21 protein-coding genes and 1 tRNA gene are annotated in these 16650 nt (G+C 48.2%); 8 read left to right on the top strand and 14 right to left on the bottom strand.

Translation table 11 applies throughout. From position 1 onward, the window contains the following. Positions 1–121 precede the first annotated feature (121 nt). From NC981_RS09295 to NC981_RS09275, 5 genes are all read right to left on the bottom strand, one after another. Positions 122–871, bottom strand: a complete 750-nt coding sequence (locus NC981_RS09295) for a hypothetical protein (protein WP_348242572.1) — start codon at positions 869–871, stop codon at positions 122–124. Positions 872–1004: 133 nt separating this feature from the next. Further along, positions 1005–1295 carry a fertility inhibition FinO-like protein gene (locus tag NC981_RS09290; protein WP_348242571.1) on the bottom strand — a complete coding sequence of 97 codons (291 nt, stop codon included), beginning with the start codon at positions 1293–1295 and terminating at the stop codon, positions 1005–1007. Further along, on the bottom strand, positions 1295–1465 hold the full coding sequence (locus NC981_RS09285) for a hypothetical protein (protein ID WP_348242570.1): 171 nt from the start codon (positions 1463–1465) through the stop codon (positions 1295–1297). The genes NC981_RS09290 and NC981_RS09285 overlap by 1 nt, the downstream gene beginning before the upstream one ends. Then, complete coding sequence (locus tag NC981_RS09280; protein ID WP_348242569.1) at positions 1462–1692, bottom strand: hypothetical protein; 231 nt, start codon at positions 1690–1692, stop codon at positions 1462–1464. Before NC981_RS09280 ends, NC981_RS09285 begins: the two co-directional genes overlap by 4 nt. Then, positions 1689–1973: a hypothetical protein gene (locus tag NC981_RS09275; protein ID WP_348242568.1), complete on the bottom strand. Its 285-nt coding sequence runs from the start codon at positions 1971–1973 to the stop codon at positions 1689–1691. Before NC981_RS09275 ends, NC981_RS09280 begins: the two co-directional genes overlap by 4 nt. A 289-nt stretch (positions 1974–2262) precedes the next feature. On the opposite strand from NC981_RS09275, the gene NC981_RS09270 reads away from it, so the two are divergent. The 3 genes from NC981_RS09270 to NC981_RS09260 all read left to right on the top strand — a co-directional run bounded on the left by NC981_RS09270 (position 2263) and on the right by NC981_RS09260 (position 4116). Beyond that, positions 2263–2568: a hypothetical protein gene (locus NC981_RS09270; RefSeq protein ID WP_348242567.1), complete on the top strand. Its 306-nt coding sequence runs from the start codon at positions 2263–2265 to the stop codon at positions 2566–2568. A gap of 309 nt (positions 2569–2877) precedes the next feature. Further along, positions 2878–3234: a hypothetical protein gene (locus NC981_RS09265; RefSeq protein WP_348242566.1), complete on the top strand. Its 357-nt coding sequence runs from the start codon at positions 2878–2880 to the stop codon at positions 3232–3234. An 84-nt stretch (positions 3235–3318) separates the two neighbouring features. Continuing rightward, positions 3319–4116 carry a hypothetical protein gene (locus NC981_RS09260; protein WP_348242565.1) on the top strand — a complete coding sequence of 266 codons (798 nt, stop codon included), beginning with the start codon at positions 3319–3321 and terminating at the stop codon, positions 4114–4116. Between the two features lie 234 nt (positions 4117–4350). Here NC981_RS09260 and NC981_RS09255 read toward each other — a convergent pair whose 3' ends face one another. Further along, positions 4351–4686, bottom strand: a complete 336-nt coding sequence (locus NC981_RS09255) for a hypothetical protein (protein ID WP_348242564.1) — start codon at positions 4684–4686, stop codon at positions 4351–4353. Positions 4687–4890: 204 nt separating this feature from the next. Beyond that, complete coding sequence (locus tag NC981_RS09250; protein ID WP_348242563.1) at positions 4891–5226, bottom strand: hypothetical protein; 336 nt, start codon at positions 5224–5226, stop codon at positions 4891–4893. A gap of 743 nt (positions 5227–5969) precedes the next feature. On the opposite strand from NC981_RS09250, the gene NC981_RS09245 reads away from it, so the two are divergent. Then, positions 5970–6248: a hypothetical protein gene (locus NC981_RS09245; protein WP_348242562.1), complete on the top strand. Its 279-nt coding sequence runs from the start codon at positions 5970–5972 to the stop codon at positions 6246–6248. A gap of 227 nt (positions 6249–6475) precedes the next feature. Here NC981_RS09245 and NC981_RS09240 read toward each other — a convergent pair whose 3' ends face one another. Then, positions 6476–6661 (bottom strand): hypothetical protein, encoded by a 186-nt coding sequence (locus NC981_RS09240; RefSeq protein ID WP_348242561.1) that lies wholly within the window; start codon positions 6659–6661, stop codon positions 6476–6478. A 291-nt stretch (positions 6662–6952) separates the two neighbouring features. On the opposite strand from NC981_RS09240, the gene NC981_RS09235 reads away from it, so the two are divergent. Then, positions 6953–8563: an FAD-dependent oxidoreductase gene (locus tag NC981_RS09235; RefSeq protein WP_348242560.1), complete on the top strand. Its 1611-nt coding sequence runs from the start codon at positions 6953–6955 to the stop codon at positions 8561–8563. A gap of 95 nt (positions 8564–8658) precedes the next feature. On the opposite strand, the gene NC981_RS09230 is transcribed toward NC981_RS09235, so the two are convergent. Continuing rightward, positions 8659–10788, bottom strand: coding sequence for a CHASE4 domain-containing protein (locus NC981_RS09230; RefSeq protein ID WP_348242559.1), 2130 nt, complete (start codon positions 10786–10788; stop codon positions 8659–8661). Positions 10789–10813: 25 nt separating this feature from the next. Then, a complete protein-coding gene (locus NC981_RS09225) occupies positions 10814–11017 on the bottom strand; it encodes a hypothetical protein (protein ID WP_348242558.1) in 204 nt (67 codons plus the stop codon). Positions 11018–11337: 320 nt separating this feature from the next. Between NC981_RS09225 and NC981_RS09220 the strand changes: the two genes are divergently transcribed. Then, complete coding sequence (locus tag NC981_RS09220) at positions 11338–11604, top strand: hypothetical protein (RefSeq protein ID WP_348242557.1); 267 nt, start codon at positions 11338–11340, stop codon at positions 11602–11604. Between the two features lie 14 nt (positions 11605–11618). On the opposite strand, the gene NC981_RS09215 is transcribed toward NC981_RS09220, so the two are convergent. Beyond that, positions 11619–12038: a cupin domain-containing protein gene (locus NC981_RS09215; protein ID WP_348242556.1), complete on the bottom strand. Its 420-nt coding sequence runs from the start codon at positions 12036–12038 to the stop codon at positions 11619–11621. Positions 12039–12256: 218 nt separating this feature from the next. Between NC981_RS09215 and NC981_RS09210 the strand changes: the two genes are divergently transcribed. Beyond that, positions 12257–14089, top strand: a complete 1833-nt coding sequence (locus NC981_RS09210; protein ID WP_348242555.1) for an ATP-binding protein — start codon at positions 12257–12259, stop codon at positions 14087–14089. 216 nt (positions 14090–14305) lie between these two features. Here the strand turns inward: NC981_RS09210 and NC981_RS09205 are convergent, their stop codons facing one another. From NC981_RS09205 to NC981_RS09195, 3 genes are all read right to left on the bottom strand, one after another. Further along, positions 14306–14644: a hypothetical protein gene (locus NC981_RS09205; RefSeq protein WP_348242554.1), complete on the bottom strand. Its 339-nt coding sequence runs from the start codon at positions 14642–14644 to the stop codon at positions 14306–14308. A gap of 150 nt (positions 14645–14794) precedes the next feature. Then, the gene (locus NC981_RS09200; protein WP_348242553.1) at positions 14795–14956 is read right to left on the bottom strand and encodes a hypothetical protein; all 162 of its coding nucleotides are present in this window, start codon (positions 14954–14956) and stop codon (positions 14795–14797) included. A gap of 313 nt (positions 14957–15269) precedes the next feature. After that, a tRNA-Phe gene (locus NC981_RS09195) sits at positions 15270–15342 on the bottom strand. 207 nt (positions 15343–15549) lie between these two features. Here NC981_RS09195 and NC981_RS09190 point away from each other — a divergent pair. Then, positions 15550–16545: a vitamin K epoxide reductase family protein gene (locus tag NC981_RS09190; protein WP_348242552.1), complete on the top strand. Its 996-nt coding sequence runs from the start codon at positions 15550–15552 to the stop codon at positions 16543–16545. Positions 16546–16650 lie beyond the last annotated feature (105 nt).

The following is a 16650-nucleotide window of genomic DNA, read 5'->3' as shown; positions in this document are numbered from 1 at the left end:
TTTGATATAGAACTTTTTAGCTAACAATCTTGTTCAAATACCAAAATAACTTGCAAAACACCCACCGTATATACGTTTCACTCAGGTGGTACGAGGATGTTAAGCAATGTTAAGAGACTGGCTAAACAAGCCGCTCCTTGCGTCCGTTGACCCACTGATAGCCTTGCACTTTCTTTCGCGGATGAATCATGGCGTAGTTGATTTGCTCAATGTCTGCTTCGATACGGCGAAAGGTTTTTAATTTGTCCTTGAGCAACCGATCCTTCTTAGCAACCTGCTCACAGACAAGAAGACAGAAAGTTTCATGTACAGAAAAAGTCATCATTTCGCGATCTGCCTTAGAAAACCTTTTTCGCCACTCTTCAAGGGTGAGGTTTTCTGGCAGTGCGATCGGTTTATTTCGATTGAGGTATGCCGTGTGCGCTTTTCGAGGTGAGAAGCGTCCTAGCTCTGGGTGAACTCCGATGACGCAAGGCGAAAACATTTCTGCCGCCCACATCTTTAGCATTAGAATCAGCATCTCTCCAGATTGATTCGGGAAATCCGCTTGCAATCCGTGTTCTTGCACAGCTTGAAGAATGTCGAACCAAGCCTGTTGAATCAGGTTGTATAGTGCAATCCAGCGATCGCGATGCAGCGTCCAGTAGGTGCGCTCGTCTTTTGATAATTGGCTTAAGTCGCTGGCATTTCCCGAAAAATAGTCGTTCAGCAAATTCTTAAGAATCTGGCAGAATTCCCGGCAATCACGCCAATGCTCTCTCTGCTCGTCGGTGCGACACTCCATGAGCCAAGTCAATTCGGGTAGGTTTTTTAGTCGATCGATTGCACTTTGCCAATCTCTCGGAATCCGTCGAGTGAGGTGTGAGTCCATGCTCTCAATTTGCTCCTAGAATCTGCTCTGCTGTCAGTTGTAGGTCTGGAAATGTGGGAGAAATAGCGCGGTTGTTGCCTCGAAACGGGTGAGATCGCTCAACTTCCCGATCGTGACTATGGTGTATCTTGCTCTAACTGCTCTTTGATTCTTTCGGCTTGCGCTCAAACACCTGAATTGCGGGGTTGTCCAGGATAAAACCGTTCCTGGTCGTCCGTCCCATTGTTCCAGCGATCGCAGCCACCCACAAAGAAAACTGCTCATTCGCTGCTTCGAGCTTGTTCCAAACTTTCGGCTTGACGGTAATTGAGATGATTTTTCCGTCGCACTCAACAAAGAAGCGTCTCCAGGTGTGCTCAACGATCTCGGATTTAGGTAATTCGTTGATCTTGATAACGACTTCTAACTTACCTGCGATCGGCACTATTCGCTGTCCTCGCTTTTTTGCGTGGTTTGTCCATCAAGTCTCGGACTGACTTCAGTAACCGGACTATCAGTGTCTTGCTGAAAACTAGCTTGTTGTAGTTTTTTTTCTTTGTCTTCCTTCTCAATTCGATCGAGAAAGTTTAGTAAAATCTTTAACCGTTCGCTCATGGCTCTGACTCCTTATTGTCGCTGAATGATGTGCGATCGCTATTTTCTGCAAGCCTGAGTTTTTCAAGAGCCTCCTGCACACTGGTAGACGAAGTTTTTGCAAGAGTTCTATTAATCGTATTCATATCGACAGTAGCGGGAGCGAGTCCATAAATTTTGCAGTAAAGCAGGAAGTCTGCGATCGCCTTCTTGGTTTCGTTAATCAACCGTTGTCTTGAGTAGCTCATGATTCTGGCTCCTTACTGTCGGTGGATGATTCGCGATCGTGTTCCTGCTCAGTTTTCTTCGGTTTTCCAGCGCCCGGACGCTTACCGCCGCGTGTTTCTCCTAATAATTGCTCGTCTGGCGCAATAAGTCCTAGCTCTTTACCCTTAGCAAAAAAATAGCTTTCCAGATATCGTTGTGGCTCAAGTCCAGCGCGTTCAGCAAGCGTTGAGATTACCGCTAAAACTCGTTCGTCTATTCGATATGAGGCAAGTTTTCGCGGCATGAACAGAATTGAAGTCATCAGCTAGTTCCTCACTAATTAAATCGGTTAAACGCAGTCTAGCAAAATTTCCTAAACAAACGTATACGATTGGTATCAGATAAAACTATCTAAAACTCATTCAGAAAATAGAGCTGCAACTCAGTTCTTAAAGCGATTACAGCTCCATTCTTCTGTAAAAAGCTTATAAGCGATAACAATAAATCAAATGTATACGTTTGAATAGCAAACGTATACATTTGAAATGTGAGCAAGATAGCTCACCGCCGCATTACAGAACCAACACAACTGAATGACCCCGTGAAGCGAGATGAGGCGGAATCACTCCGATAAGTCCAGGGGCAAAGATTCAAAAAAAAGATTTCAGCGATCGCGCTTCTTTCACCGCAGAAGCCGATCCGCCGGAATTTTCGGCAATCAAAAAGCCGCCTCTAAGGACGGCTCACTCCACCAACTATCAAATCACTGGAGTTTCTTAATTGTGACGAAAATCAAAGGCTTTACGGTTTTCGTGCTGCTGATTGCGCTTGTGGCTGCCTCTCGCTGGAATGCAACGGCGAGGGAAATGAACACACCCGCACGATCGTTAACCACGAATTCCGACGCTAACCGCTAATCAAAAAGCCGATCGCGCTCCCTGGAAAGAATTGCGATCGGCTGTCCCCAATAACGAGGATTCATCCAAATGCTAACACTCGAAACCGCTCCAACCTGTTCACAATGCAGAGAGTTTTGCTCTAGTTCCAATGTTTGCTTGACGAAAGCGAGAGCCGGACTAGAGGAAGGTGCTAAGACCTCACCGAAGCGGAAGGCTTGCTATTTTGCGAGTTTGCTGCCGTTTTAATGCAGGTGACAGCCATGAATAAGCGTTTCTGGCTGTCCCTTGAGATCGCATCCAGATCACCCAACAAAGGAGAAAAACATCATGCCCAAGACAATGACGAGAACCAACCAGAAACGACTTCTAGCTTGTTGTTCTGACGGGCAACACATCTACCTTGTTTATCGCCACGGCAACCCTAAAGACGTTTTTCGAGGTCTTTGGCTCACGACTGATCCAGAGATCAAGGAGTGCAGTGATTACGATTTCCGCGTTGATCGGCTCATCGAGGGATTTGAGTCAAAGATTAATGCAATTTGGAAAGTCCGAAACGCTGAACACTATGGAATTGTTGAGGAAGCCGCGATCGTGCTTCATCGACTCGAACAAGCCATCAAGGACGGAAAAATCAAGTTTCCTCCCGATAGTCCGGGCGAATGGCAATCAGGATCGCAAGCCTAGCGATCGCATTCAACCAAATCACCCAAGCCCTTAGCTCACAACTGAGGGCTTTTCTTTGTCCACATTCACTTAGGAGCATCCACAATGACACCATTAACCGAAGCAAGATCACTTACCTCCCAGATTGGAACACAGCCCAAGCTGATCTCGATCGAGCTTTCCAATTCTCAAGGCAAACGATACGGAGAAGGCGACAGAGAAGCCCTGATCGTCCACGCTGCCTGGACTACTGATATCGAACCATTAGCGATCGGCAAGGGAACAGCAGAAAGCCCACAAGTTAAAACCGAAAGCGGCGATCTGATTTGGTTTGGAGAGAAACCCGCTAAAGGAAAGCATCAGTCAATTGCAACCTCCACTTGTGACAAATCAGAGAAGGCGCGGCACTTAATCATGCCGTTGCTACTTCCCAGTGATAACGGAGATGTGCGGTTAGTAATCTCGCATCACAGCATCCATGATCCGGTGATTGAAGCGCGGCTAAAAACTCAACTTTTAGGACGGCATCACTTCATCCGTAACGATCGCGAAGTCGATGTAAACGTGGTAGACATTCAGCTAGTTCACGAAGGTCTGGGCGCGTTCTGGCTTGCTTCTGAGTTGAACCAACTGAAGCGCGGCGATGCTCTGGTAGTCGAGATCGGATATCGCACAACGGAAAGCTGGATTGTGGATGAATACGGCAACCCAGAACGAGGAACGCCGGTCCAGATGGGAGTGTTTGAACTGGCATCCTCGATCGCAAATGATCCGACTGTTCGTAATGCCCTGATTCTTGACCTGCACTCTGCTGAGAAAGTGACTGACACGCAGATCGCGATCGCGCTTAAGAACGATCGCCTTCTAGTCATCATGATGTATAACTATCCTTTTGTCTCATAGCATTAACGCTCGCGATCGTGCTCTTGCGCTTCTTACTATCGAAGTAGGTCTACCCCATTGATCAGTAAAATTGGGCAATCTGGGGAGAGTATTGCGATTGCGCCTGTTAGAAAACCCTCATCCTGTCCTTGTCCCTGTTGCATGCCAAAGGACAGAGATCGCTGCCTATCGATCCATTCGATGAAGTTCGCTCCTTCAGAAAGCGTCTCTGAGTCACAGCAAAGTAGGGCTTCTTTAAGGCTCGGAGAGTCTTGTGCCCGAATCGAGAAGCGGGCTGTGTTTACCCTTCCAAAGTCTGTGCAATACACTCACGTCTACACCCCCAGCACTGCTCATCGCATACACTTGCTGTAGCGCTCGGTACAAACTCAAGCAGAGCGCTTGATCGTATTCCTCACTCGCATACCATAGCGCTAGATCAGACACAGCTAACCCTTGCTTGAAGCTTCTCAGCGTTTTAATTGTCATGGTCAGTTTTGCAATTTCGTGCTCCCCAGAAAGCGAGACGGCATTCACAATCTGATCCAACAGGGTGTCAGAAATCTTTGGGTTGTTTTGCTGTTTGAGCATGAGACAGTTTTAGTACTCACGGTTCCTGAGATCGAGGCTTCTCTAGGCTTGAATCAAAGCTTGGGCTATCACAAGATATCTGGCGTCAGTTTTTTAGTATCTTACAAATATGAGAGCCGATACAGTAATCCACAGCACATCTTTCATCAGCAGGGGCGGAATTGCTGACCGGGTATGAGCATACTGGTGCAGTGGTTTTTGCCATTAAGTCTGAAGCACCCAGGCTGCAAACAAGGCTGTTGCCCTACCCTGCCCTTCGCCGAACGCTTGCCGCTTGCCGCTCGTATCAAGCTCAGCCCAGTCCGTACAAGGATTGATGCCGAGCAAGTATCGCTCCTGAGAGCAGCAGAAAATAATTGAAAGTCCACGCTCCATCAACTTTGCGCTGAACTCATCCGCCTGATGACGGCAACCAAGACTATAGCTGGCAAGCTGAAGGAACAATTGGTCCTGATAACGGATACCATCACAAACGCGATCGCAGAACCAGAACTTGAACAACTGGCAGTCCGACTCATTAGCACGGAGGATCTTTGTCATGACTGAGGTAGACCTAGGAATTGAGGGATTGCAAGTGAAGGATGAGATCTGCAATTCACTGTGGCATAAATAATTCTGTCTTTGTGTATAAAAGATTGCAAGTTGCTCAGAATTAGTCTAGTTGCAGAAAAATCACGATAATTCAGCTAAGTGTGTGCCTTACACATCAACGAGCACTTCGCATTTCTCTCAGCGATTGCACGGAGAGGAAGGCGTGAGCAAGACGGCACGCGCCACCTTCCTAGCGTGTCCTGTCACTCTGTTCAACCGCTTTTGCCTTTTCCTATGATGCATGTGTTCGATGGGTTGTGACTCTTTTCCTGAAGTAGACTCGCTCCATCGCTGGGTGCAATCTCGTTAGACAAGCCATGTAATCGTGATGCATTTTGGACCCACTAGCCTGTTTCTTATCTCTAATGACAATACAAAAGAAAGCGAATGCTCTGCACCACGAAGTGCTCGCCTCGATGCTGCACTCTAAACTTCGGAGGGCTTCACTGAGCCGAAAGCAGCGCTCGGATGTCAATCAGTATCTAGCTCAGCTCCTCCCCATTCAAGTCATTCAGTCAGGTCTTTTTCCTTGCTTCAAACTTGAATGTTTTTTGCGAGGAGACAATAAACATCCTCAGCACTGCGATTCCTGAGTCATGCCGCAGGAAATTCTAGCTCAAGCGCTCCTCAGGAAGGGAACGGTCTCATTCCGCCCGACCTGGAGCGACTCAACCTTGAAAGGAATGTGAGGCATGAGGTTCGCAATCGACAGATCGTCCGATGAGGAGATCGATCTCAGTGCTATCGAGCAAATCAAGCTGGAATTGCAAGAGCAGCTTCAGCAACAGTCTTTTAGTGTGCCGGATCTTCAGCAGCACTATCCCGGAGAATCGCGGCTGTTTTTGCTGGATGACAGCATTGCAATCAGAGCCATTCACATCAACCTGGTTTACGCGTTGCTCGAACTCTATCAGCAGAACCAACTCAGAATCGTTGGTCGTAATCCTGTCCGCTTTCGCATCGAGCCTTGACCGCATGGGGAAGACAAGCCGCGCTCAAATAACTAGGCATCCTAGAAACAGTTTCAGATGGGCATCAATCACATTGCATGATCTACCAGGCATTTCTTCGTGTATTTGAACATGACTTATACACGAAATGGAGGTAAGTTTTTACGTTCAGCCGTAACAAGGAATTTGTAGATGCAGGGTTTGTAAGGTGTATGGGGAATTTCATAGACCTTGAGATGCCGCAATGCTTAAAGAAGTTGCATGATCGTCGATCGTCGCTGCTCCGGGGTCATTTCTAAATATCGAGAGAATTCATTCAAGGATTCGTGCCCCGTGATTGATGCGATCGTTTTAATCGGCACTCCCTTGTTGTGTAGTGACGTAACCAGCGATTGATTAAGTTGAGTCGATAAATTCGTCCATCGAGAGCTCATAATTCTTTTGACAAGAATCTTTGAAGATTGGAGAAATTTGCGTAATCTCTACCAAACCTCCCCGTTTAGTTGCGCTTAAGATTGGAGGATTGGGTGCTGCCAGTCAAAAAATGATCAAGAGGAGAGCGTTATGGGGCAGATTCATTTAGCATCAGCAACTTCTTGACATTTATGAGAGCATCGATGCCCTCTGAAGCCGTGATGTATAATCAGTATGCCTTGCATGTATTAAACATCACATTGATAGTATTACGTGTAGGGCAATTTGATCTACCCTTCTTTTTGTTAGACATGAGCCACTCACCGCTTTTTGATCGACTTGCTCACATTCTTCAAACAGTTCACTACTGTCAGCAGCATCACCTTTCAACTCAGGATGGATTGGCGCATATTGCCCATCTTGCAGCCCAACGCACAACCCGGCGCAACCTACTCCTGCAAATGGGAAAGCTCACCGCAACAGGCACAATCGCAGGCATCGCTTCTGGTTCTCTCCATCGTGTGATTGCTGCTCCTAATCCCAGCGCTCCTAAAGTTGCGATCGTTGGGGCTGGATTAGCAGGGTTGACCTGTGCAGACGAACTCAGGAAACAAGGCATCATTGCCACGCTTTACGAAGCAAGCACTCGCGTTGGTGGACGGTGTTATTCGCTTAGTAATACGTTCCCCAATCAAGTTGCCGAGCGAGGTGGAGAATTTATCGACACGCTACACAAAACGATGCTGGGGTATGCCCAGGAATTTAATTTACCGCTTGAGGACGTGAATAAGCAGCCCGGAGAAACCTTCTACTTCTTCAAGGGGCAGCGATATTCAGAAGCATCAGTTGTAGAAGAGTTTCGTGCGTTTGTTACTGCGATGCAGGAAGACTTGCGGTCGCTCTCCCCACAGCCGACCGCAGAAAACTTTACTGAACGCGATCGACAATTCGATCTCACATCGCTACAAACCTATCTCGACAATCGAGGTGCTGGAGATCTCATCAGAGCAGTAATCAAAGCAGCCTATACAGGCGAATACGGACGCGAGATTGATGAGCAAAGTTGTCTAGCATTTTTGTTATTCATTCATGCCGATCGACGATCCAAGTTTCAACCGTTTGGCGTTTTCAGCGATGAACGCTATCACGTTGTCGGTGGCAACCAAAAAATTGCGGAAGGATTGTACAATCGGTTGCAAAATCAGGTGCAATTGGGCAAACAGCTGGTTGCCGCTCGAAAAGATAGTGCAGGAAAGGTAGAACTTACATTCAGCGATCGTACAAGTGATAAGTTTGATGCGGTGGTGTTTGCTATTCCATTCTCGACCCTGCGGGATGTCGATTTACGCGGATTGCAATTGCCCCCTGAAAAGCAACGAGCAATTACAAATTTTGTCTATGGAAATAATGCCAAGCTTATGGTTGGGTTCACCAATCGTCCCTGGATAGGACTTGGCAGTAACGGCTCTTCGTATGCAGACTTATCCTACTTACAAAACACTTGGGAAACGAATCCGATCAATGCAACCGCCCAACAAAGCATCTTAACCAACTACACGGGGGGCATTCTGGCAAGCAAATTAAACCCGAATCAGCTACAAGCCGATGCTCAACTCTTTATCAACGATCTGAATCGAGTTTTTCCAGGTGCCGCCTCGACTGTTCGTAGAAGCAATAATCAAATTTCGGCTCATCTACAAGCATGGCAGCCGAATCCTTTTGCAAAAGGCAGTTATACCTGCAATGCTCCAGGGTATTTCACGACGATCGCCAACCTAGAAGGAAAACCTGTAGGAAATATCTTCTTTGCAGGTGAGCATACCAGTTCGTTCTATGAGTGGCAAGGATTTATGGAAGGTGCAGCAGTGTCAGGAATTACAGGCGCTAAGCAGCTTCTCGCGCTTCTCAAAGGCAATCGCTGATCACTCTCGGAAAAAGAATCTTAAGGGGATTGTTTGCTCTTGAAATCGGAGATGAACATGATTCGGTAAGGACAAGCGAAGGAGCATCAATACCCTTAGGGCAAGCGATTAGGCAGTGTGATGATGAAGGTCGTGCCTTGCCCAAGCCTTGAGTGACACGCTAAGGCCCCATCATGCTGTTTGACAATGATTTGATAACTCAAGGACAGGCCTAGTCCGGTTCCTCGACCCACAGGTTTTGTGGTGAAAAATGGATCGAAGATCCGATTTCGGACTGCTTCGGACATGCCCACTCCCGTGTCGCTAATGGCAATCTCGATCGTGTCATCATTTTGGCAGAGCGTGCGGATCGTAATGGTCCCGACCGGATGATCTGCACGCGTCATTGAAGCTTCAGAGGGTTGCGCTGTTGTCACTGGTCGAGCAGCTTCTGCCTCCTTAATAGCCTGAATCGCATTCGTCAGAATGTTCATAAAGACTTGATTCAGCTGTCCGGCATAACATTCGACCAACGGCAGTTGTCCATAGTCCTTTACAACCCGAATTGCTGTACCACTCCCCTTAACGTTCAATCGGCTCCGTAAGAGCAACAGGGTACTATCAATGCTGGTGTGGATATCAACCGCTTTGACTTCCGCTTCATCAAGCCGTGAGAACGTCCTCAGCGATGTTACAATCTCCCGAATTCTCTCCGCTCCGGTTCGCATCGAGGTAAGGACTTTGGGCAAGTCGGTAATTACGAACTCCAGATCGAGCGATTTAAGAGCGGTCTGCAATGATGGGGTAGGGGTAGCATACTCCTGTTGATACAGGTGCAATACCTGTAAGAGGTCATTAAAGTAGTTTGCAGCAGGCTCGAGGTTGCCGTAGATGAAACTGACGGGATTATTAATTTCATGGGCAATGCCAGCGACCAGCTGCCCCAAGCTCGACATTTTTTCACTCTGCACTAACTGCATCTGCGTCTGCTGCAGCTCCGATAGGGTTTGCGCCAAGGATTGCGTCTGGTGTCTCAATTGCTCTTCGGATTGTCGCAGTGCGTCCTCTATTCGCTGCCGCTCCCAGATCTCCCCCTGCAACTGTTCCACAGCCGCCTGCAGTTCCCCATTGGACTGCGTTACTTGTTCGAGTGCTGCTTTTGTGTCTCCTTGCGCTTGCTCCAGCGTTTCCAGTAGCTCATTGATGTTATGGGTTAGACTCGAGATTTCATCCTGGCCTGACATGGTAAGCCGGTGAGCCAAGTTCTGACTGATGCGAATGCTGCTGACGCCGCTACTCAAACGCAGTAAGCGAGCCAGGACCAGTTGTTCCGAGAGAAAGACGGTAATGCCGCCGAACGTGAGTCCAAGCAGGACGATCGCGAGCATAAGCTGCTGTTGGCTTTTTGTCGCCTCCTGATAGAGCTTGCGAGGGATCTCGATACGGAGGAGAAGCGCAGGTTGGTGATTGAGATCCGTCAGTTGCCCGTAGCCGACGAGCGTTGTTTCAGTCAGCGGGTGAATCAGAAGGGGATTCTGCACAGAGAGAGCGGAGCGAGTCGCGGCAACATCGGGTGGGTGGTAGGAGTTCTTGAGGGAGTAGAGTTGGAGGGGAAAGCGAGTGATCTTGGATAAATTGGCAATGGCATCCGCATCAATGTAGCGACCGAAGATGAGCACGCCTCGCACCGGACCTTTCCCCTCGGACGTTAAGATCGGCTGACACGTCATTAGCATTGGTCCTTCAGGCAGCACAAAAATCCCAGTCACCGGCCCGTTTGTCCGGGCTTGCTCGAGAAGTAACTGCTTCGTCAACGGTTTGGGCAGGCTTGGGATGGGTTGGAGTTGCTTGGTCTTCAGGTCGAATCCTGTCCCGTAGACAATTCGCCCTTGCACATCCACAAATAAGGCTAAGTTGACCTTCAAGCTTGCCAGTTGTTCGGGAACCAAGTTGGATTTGAGGTAAGCGTCATTGCGATCCTGAATAAACTGGTAGGTATCATCCCAGGCAGACCAATCGCTGTAGCGAGCAGTGAAGGCTTCTTGATCTTTCGTGAAGAGGTTGAGAACACCTTGGAGTGATTCCCGAGCGCTTTGTTCTTCAGCAATCTTGAGGCTGCCTAACAGGATGGTGGAAGAGGCTAGGTAGACAACCCCGGTTAAGCTCGCAAGCGTGAGGCTCAAAACCAGTAGGGTTTTCTCACGCAGCTTCAACTTATCGAGGAACCGGACCGGAGGAGACTTCATCATACTGCTGGGCTTTAATGCTTCCTTAGCGATTGGCTTGACTGACAACAAACGAGCAGCAAGGAGGCCGGCATGAAATTAGGCATTGGGAACGCGATCGTCGCAGCTTGGAGATGCCAGAAGCGATCGCATAGCTGAGGGGGATTATACCGATCGCAATGACGAGAATCATCTGGGGGATACGATCGCGCCTGATATGCCATTGAGAGCGCCACTGGAATTTATTCATCGCTATCTAAAAAGGGAATGTTTTAAGGATTCCCCTCTTTAAGGGACGCTTGCGCCTGCAATCGACTTTAAGGGTTATAGCTGAGCGATCACGCTCATTCTCAAACAAAAAATCCCACCAGACTGACGGGATGACAACAAAAAATTGAGCTGTTGAGTGTTCCCAAACGGGTGGGCGAGTGATCGTCTGAGCAATTAGGCTGCAACCACTGACTTGGAAAGAAATCTACGCAGTTTAGCGATGCCAGAACCGATCTAGTTGGAATAAGCTCGCAAGGATGGTTGCTGCACATTGGAGATGCTTATTATCATCGCGATGAAATGACGGAAATGCCTCGCTGTCCACTTGGGTTGTCGATTCTACAACGGCTTGGAGATGTGGATTCTTTTGTTCGTCGCCGCAATCAAGAACGCCTACGGCAAGTGAAGCAGGCGCAGGGAGAGACAATTCGTATCTTTTGTACTCATGATTCCATTGAATGGGAGCAATGCCGAGACTACAGCAATTCTCAAATTAATCCGCTCCCTTGCTGTAGTCTCGGTACACCTAACGATACTCAGTCAAGCATGTTCTTAGAGCCAGAGTGACACATTTGGCGAACTCAATTATCCAGGAGACTCAAGGGTTGGGTTGGCACCAAACTGGGTAGACCCACATCGATGTCTCCCTCTTGATGAGCGGGTGCAGCACTGGAAAGGCGATGAAAATCTGGATTGTGGGGGTCAATTTTCTGGGACAGCATTGCAATCCATTGAGCGTTGGTCTTTGTCCGGAAAGTGTGCAACTCGTAAGGTTCAATCAGAATTTGCTCTCCTTTTGTCGCCAAGAAGGTGGTGCGCTCTCCAGACTGTAATGACTCAATGCTGATCTCGATTTCACCTGAGATGATAAAGAAAAGCTCATAGGTGTACTGATGGTAGTGGTTGCCGCGCACTTTGTTTGCTAACGTTTCCACATAGTTCACCTCAGCCCAAGGCTGATCTAGCGCAGTCCAAAAACAGCCACGATGATCTACATTCATGGCTTGAGACAAGAACCTTTTCATTCAATCTTCCTCACATACCGGGGGCTAGGTCACGGAATCCAACAAAATATTAAGTAATGATAAAGTATTATCACCATTCGCAATGTGCTATAGAGCACTGTTTCTTCTCTCTGTAATTTTTGTTCTGCCTTAAAGCGGGTTTTGTTGAAGGATGGGAAAAATAGGGTTGCTGTCGCTTGTCCCTCAGTGTGTTCATGCCCCACGCCTCCCCACTTCCCGCAAAGATTGATTTACATAATTTGCAGCGCAGTGAGAACAGCTCGATCGAGCCTCCCTTGAAGCAAATCTTGGAAACAGGACCTGGTGTGATTTTCCAATTGCTTTCGCATTCTGATGGGTCAATTACCCTTCCCTTTATCAGTCCAAACTGCATCCTAGTGTTCGAGCGCCCATTTACTGAAATTCAAGCCAATGTCTCACAGTGGCTCGCTCAGATTGAAGCGGACGATCAGGCGACATTTTATAGGACGCTCACCCAAGCGACCCAAACACAACAGTCATGGCAATGGCAAGGACGATGGCGGTTGGCATCTGGACAGATTCAGCTCATTCAACTGATTGCCACCTCAGACTCACTAACCGCTTTAGGACAGCTTTGGAATGGTATTCTGTTTGTGCAACCGCCTGTCACCGGTCAGGATGAACCACAGTCTTTGCAGCTTGCTCAAGCTCGCTCAAGGGAACCCGTACCGTCCTGTCAGACCATAGAACAACCAGCGCAGTTGCTGCAAACAGTGATCGACGAAACGCAAGATTGGATTTTTGTCAAAGACCAGCAGTTTCGCTATCTCTTGGTGAACCAAAGCTATGCCACCGCCATCGGACAGACCGTCCAAGACATGCTCGGAAAAGATGATCTGGAATTAGGCTTTCCTATGGATCTCGTCCTCGGTAATCCAGATCAAGGCATTCGCGGGTTTCGGACGGACGATCAGGCTGCGCTTGCAGGACAAAGAATTCATAATTCCTACGACCCAGCAACCGCAGCGGATGGCACCACCCGTATTTTTGATACACAGAAAATTCCTCTATCTGCCGAGGGTGAGGTTTTCGCAGTGCTGGGCTTTTGTCACGATGTCACTGAGCGCATCACGATCGAAGAGAAGTTGAGACAGCAAACCGCTCAGCTAGAACAAGCCCTCCGCAATCTCCAAAGCAGTCAAACACAACTGATCCAGAGTGAAAAAATGTCGAGCCTGGGACAGCTAGTAGCAGGCATTGCTCATGAAATTAATAACCCTGTCTCTTTCATTCACGGCAATCTCACTTATTTACATGATTATGTCACTGAGATTCTGACCCTCTTGAACCTCTATCAACTTCATCATCCATTCCCACACCCCGCTGTTCAACGCCACTTGCAGGCGACCGATTTTGAATTTATTCATTCCGATCTCCCCAATCTCCTTAACTCAATGGAGATTGGAACCACTCGCATTCGCGAAATCGTCCTGTCGCTACGCAACTTCTCTCGGCTCGATGAAGCCGATTTCAAAGCGGTCGATTTGCATGAAGGACTCGAAAGCACACTCCTGATTCTGCAACATCGCTTGAAACCCTCGCCTCAGCGTCCTGAAATTCTCATCGTGCGAGACTATGCTGCACTGCCTCAAATCGAATGTCGTGCAGGTCAAATCAATCAGGTCTTTATGAATCTCTTGAGCAATGCGATCGATGCACTCGAAGCTACCGCCCAGCCGCGAATCACCATCCGAACTTCCGTGGTGGATGACTGGGTAGAGATTGCAATCGCGGATAACGGCATGGGCGTGCCGGAACCGATTCAGCAACGGATTTTTGATCCCTTCTTCACGACGAAACCTGTGGGCAAAGGCACAGGCATGGGCATGTCGATTAGCTACCAAATCATCGTCGAAAAGCACCATGGTAAACTCTACTGCCACTCAACTCCCGGTCAGGGTGCTGAATTTGTCGTTGAGCTGCCCATTCGCCAGTCAGGTGTGGTCAATGAGGCGGGCAGAACGTCGGTTAGCGCATCAGAGAGTCATGGCTCGAACGGCAGTTGAATGATTTTGCATTGTGCATTCGCGTGAAAAGCGCTGTAGATTCAGGACTCGATCGATCTCATTCCCGCAAACTGAATCCACCAACGGAACCGCTCCCAATAAGGGCGGTTTTCTATGGACACTTTGATTGTGGTCGAGCTGCAAACCCAATTAACCCCCCTTCAAATCGAATTGCGGGATTGCGAGCTCAGAGTTTCCAGATTGAGTGCGATCGCTTTAGAGTTCGTCTAACGCTTGCTTTAGCATTTCTAATTCTGCATCAATAAGAGCGTATTTATCGGCGCTCGGCTCAATAGACCCACCAAGATTAAGGATCGTCTGCTCTAGCGTTGCCAGCGATCGCTTGAGATTTGAAATCGTAGTCGCATACTCTTGCCGCAATGCGCTACTCATCGAGTCTTTATTCGTAGCTTCTAAATTTGTAATTTGCTGACGTAGAGAAATAGCCTGTTCTTCTAGTTCTCTCGTTTGCTGATTTGAGTTATAGCTCGACTGAGACTTAGGGCTGTTCATTTCAGCGCGAACAATGCGACTAATGCGATCAAATGTACCCATACTTAGAACCCCCTAGATTGATGAAGTATCTTTGTGCGCGATCGCAGTTGCAAGGCTGCGCCCAACTGAGTTTGTGCCTACTCTCCATAATCCGGTCGAGATGAAGGAAGCACTTCATTCTACGGTTTTCTTCCTACACGTCCTGATACTTCACAAAATCTTTGCCTCAATAGAAGAATTCAGCGCGATCACACCCTCAACAGATGAATCGCGCCGCTCTGCTAGAAATTCCCAACCTACTAGCACAAACGTGAACCCCAGAATCAGCCATGCTTCGATCGTCATGGGCGCGATCGCGGGTTCAGAATTCATTCAAAGATCGATGTCTTCCATTGCCACTGGGAATAAGGGACGGGGTTAGCGTTCCCAGACTGAGCGCAATCGCCTTTCCAATCCTCAAAATACTGGGTGTGAGAACCGGAGTATAAGCGTTCTAGTTAAATAAATCAGCTTCTCACACGCGGTAAAAATGGCGGTATCAATATTGGTATTCACATCTCTGTATGGGTATTTCCCCCCGTTAAAAGTTGTGATTACGGCATTGATCCGCAGTCTACTTTATTCGGTTGTAAGCAGGTTCTGGGGGAAATTTAGGGGAATGTTTTTCACTAAATCTTAGAACCTATGCCAGGAACGAGACTTGAACTCGTGACACGAGGATTTTCAGTCCTCTGCTCTACCAACTGAGCTATCCCGGCGACTGCGCTTTTCAGCGCTTAATTAACTTAGCAAAAGAACCAAAACTTTGCAAGTGAATTTGCCAAGAAACTTAGAACTGCAATTACAGTCAGGAAAACAAACGGTACGATCGCCCAAAATTCAGCCAAAATAAACTACAGACTCCAAGTCATGGTTGCAACCGTTACCCTGATAGAGTACAAAGCGACTTCCTTTGAAATCATCCTATGACTCGCCGACGTTCTACGCCCTGGATTTACCGAAACTCTCGCCTGCTGATCGGCGCGATCGCGGCACTCGGTATTCTCAACACGGGCTATATCACCTTTAACAAACTGGCTAGTGCCACCGTTGCCTGCCCCACAACTGGATGCGAACGGGTGCTAGAAAGTCCGTATGCCGTGCTATTTGGCTTACCGCTATCGCTGTACGGCTTGCTAGCCTATTTAGCGATGGCGGTGTTTGCGCTGGCTCCGCTACTGGTGAATCCAGAGGAAAAGAAATCGTTACGCACGAATTTAGAAAATCAGACTTGGCTGTTGCTGTTTGCGGGCGCAACGGCGATGCTACTGTTTAGCGGCTACTTGATGTACATTATGTTCTCCAAATTTGTGTCGCAATTTGGGGTCAACGGGATTTGTTATTTTTGTCTGGCATCGGCGACTTTTGCCACGCTGATGTTTGTGCTGACGCTGATCGGGCGGGACTGGAACGATCGCGGACAATTAGTATTCTTGGGGTCGATCGTCGGGATTGTGACGCTGATCGGGTCGATCGCTTGGGGTGCCTCGGTTGGGCAAGTTTCTGCCGATGCGGTCACAATTTCAGACGCGCAGGGAAATCCTTATTTTGTGATCGAGAATACGTCGGGAGAGGCGGAGACGCAGTTGGCACAGCATTTGAAGCAGACCGGAGCCACGATGTACGGGGCGTACTGGTGTCCGCACTGCTGCGAACAAAAGCAATTCTTTGGTAAGGAAGCGTCTAAAGAATTCCCTTATGTAGAATGCGCTGAGGGCGGAAAAGATGCTCAAATCGAGACTTGTCAGCGGGTTTTAGGAGAGGCAGAAAAGCAGACGGGGCAAAAAGTAGGATTTCCGACTTGGCAGGTTAACGGACGATTTTACAGTGGGCGGCAAACGTTGCAGCAGTTAGCAGAGAGTTCTGGCTATAAGGGGCCGCAGAACTTTAAGAACGAGTTCAAAGCGTGCAGACAGCCCTAGGGGTGTCTAGAAAGCAATTCACAAATCCGTAGCTCACTCTTCTCGAATTCTGGCTTTTCCGCAAGGCTGGGATTCGAGATTTTTTTAGGCTGGGGGTAGAGCGAT

Origin of the sequence: Leptolyngbya sp. DQ-M1 (genome assembly GCF_039962505.1) — a bacterium.
Classification (GTDB): domain Bacteria; phylum Cyanobacteriota; class Cyanobacteriia; order Leptolyngbyales; family Leptolyngbyaceae; genus Leptolyngbya.
This window is presented reverse-complemented; position numbering and strand designations above follow the sequence as displayed.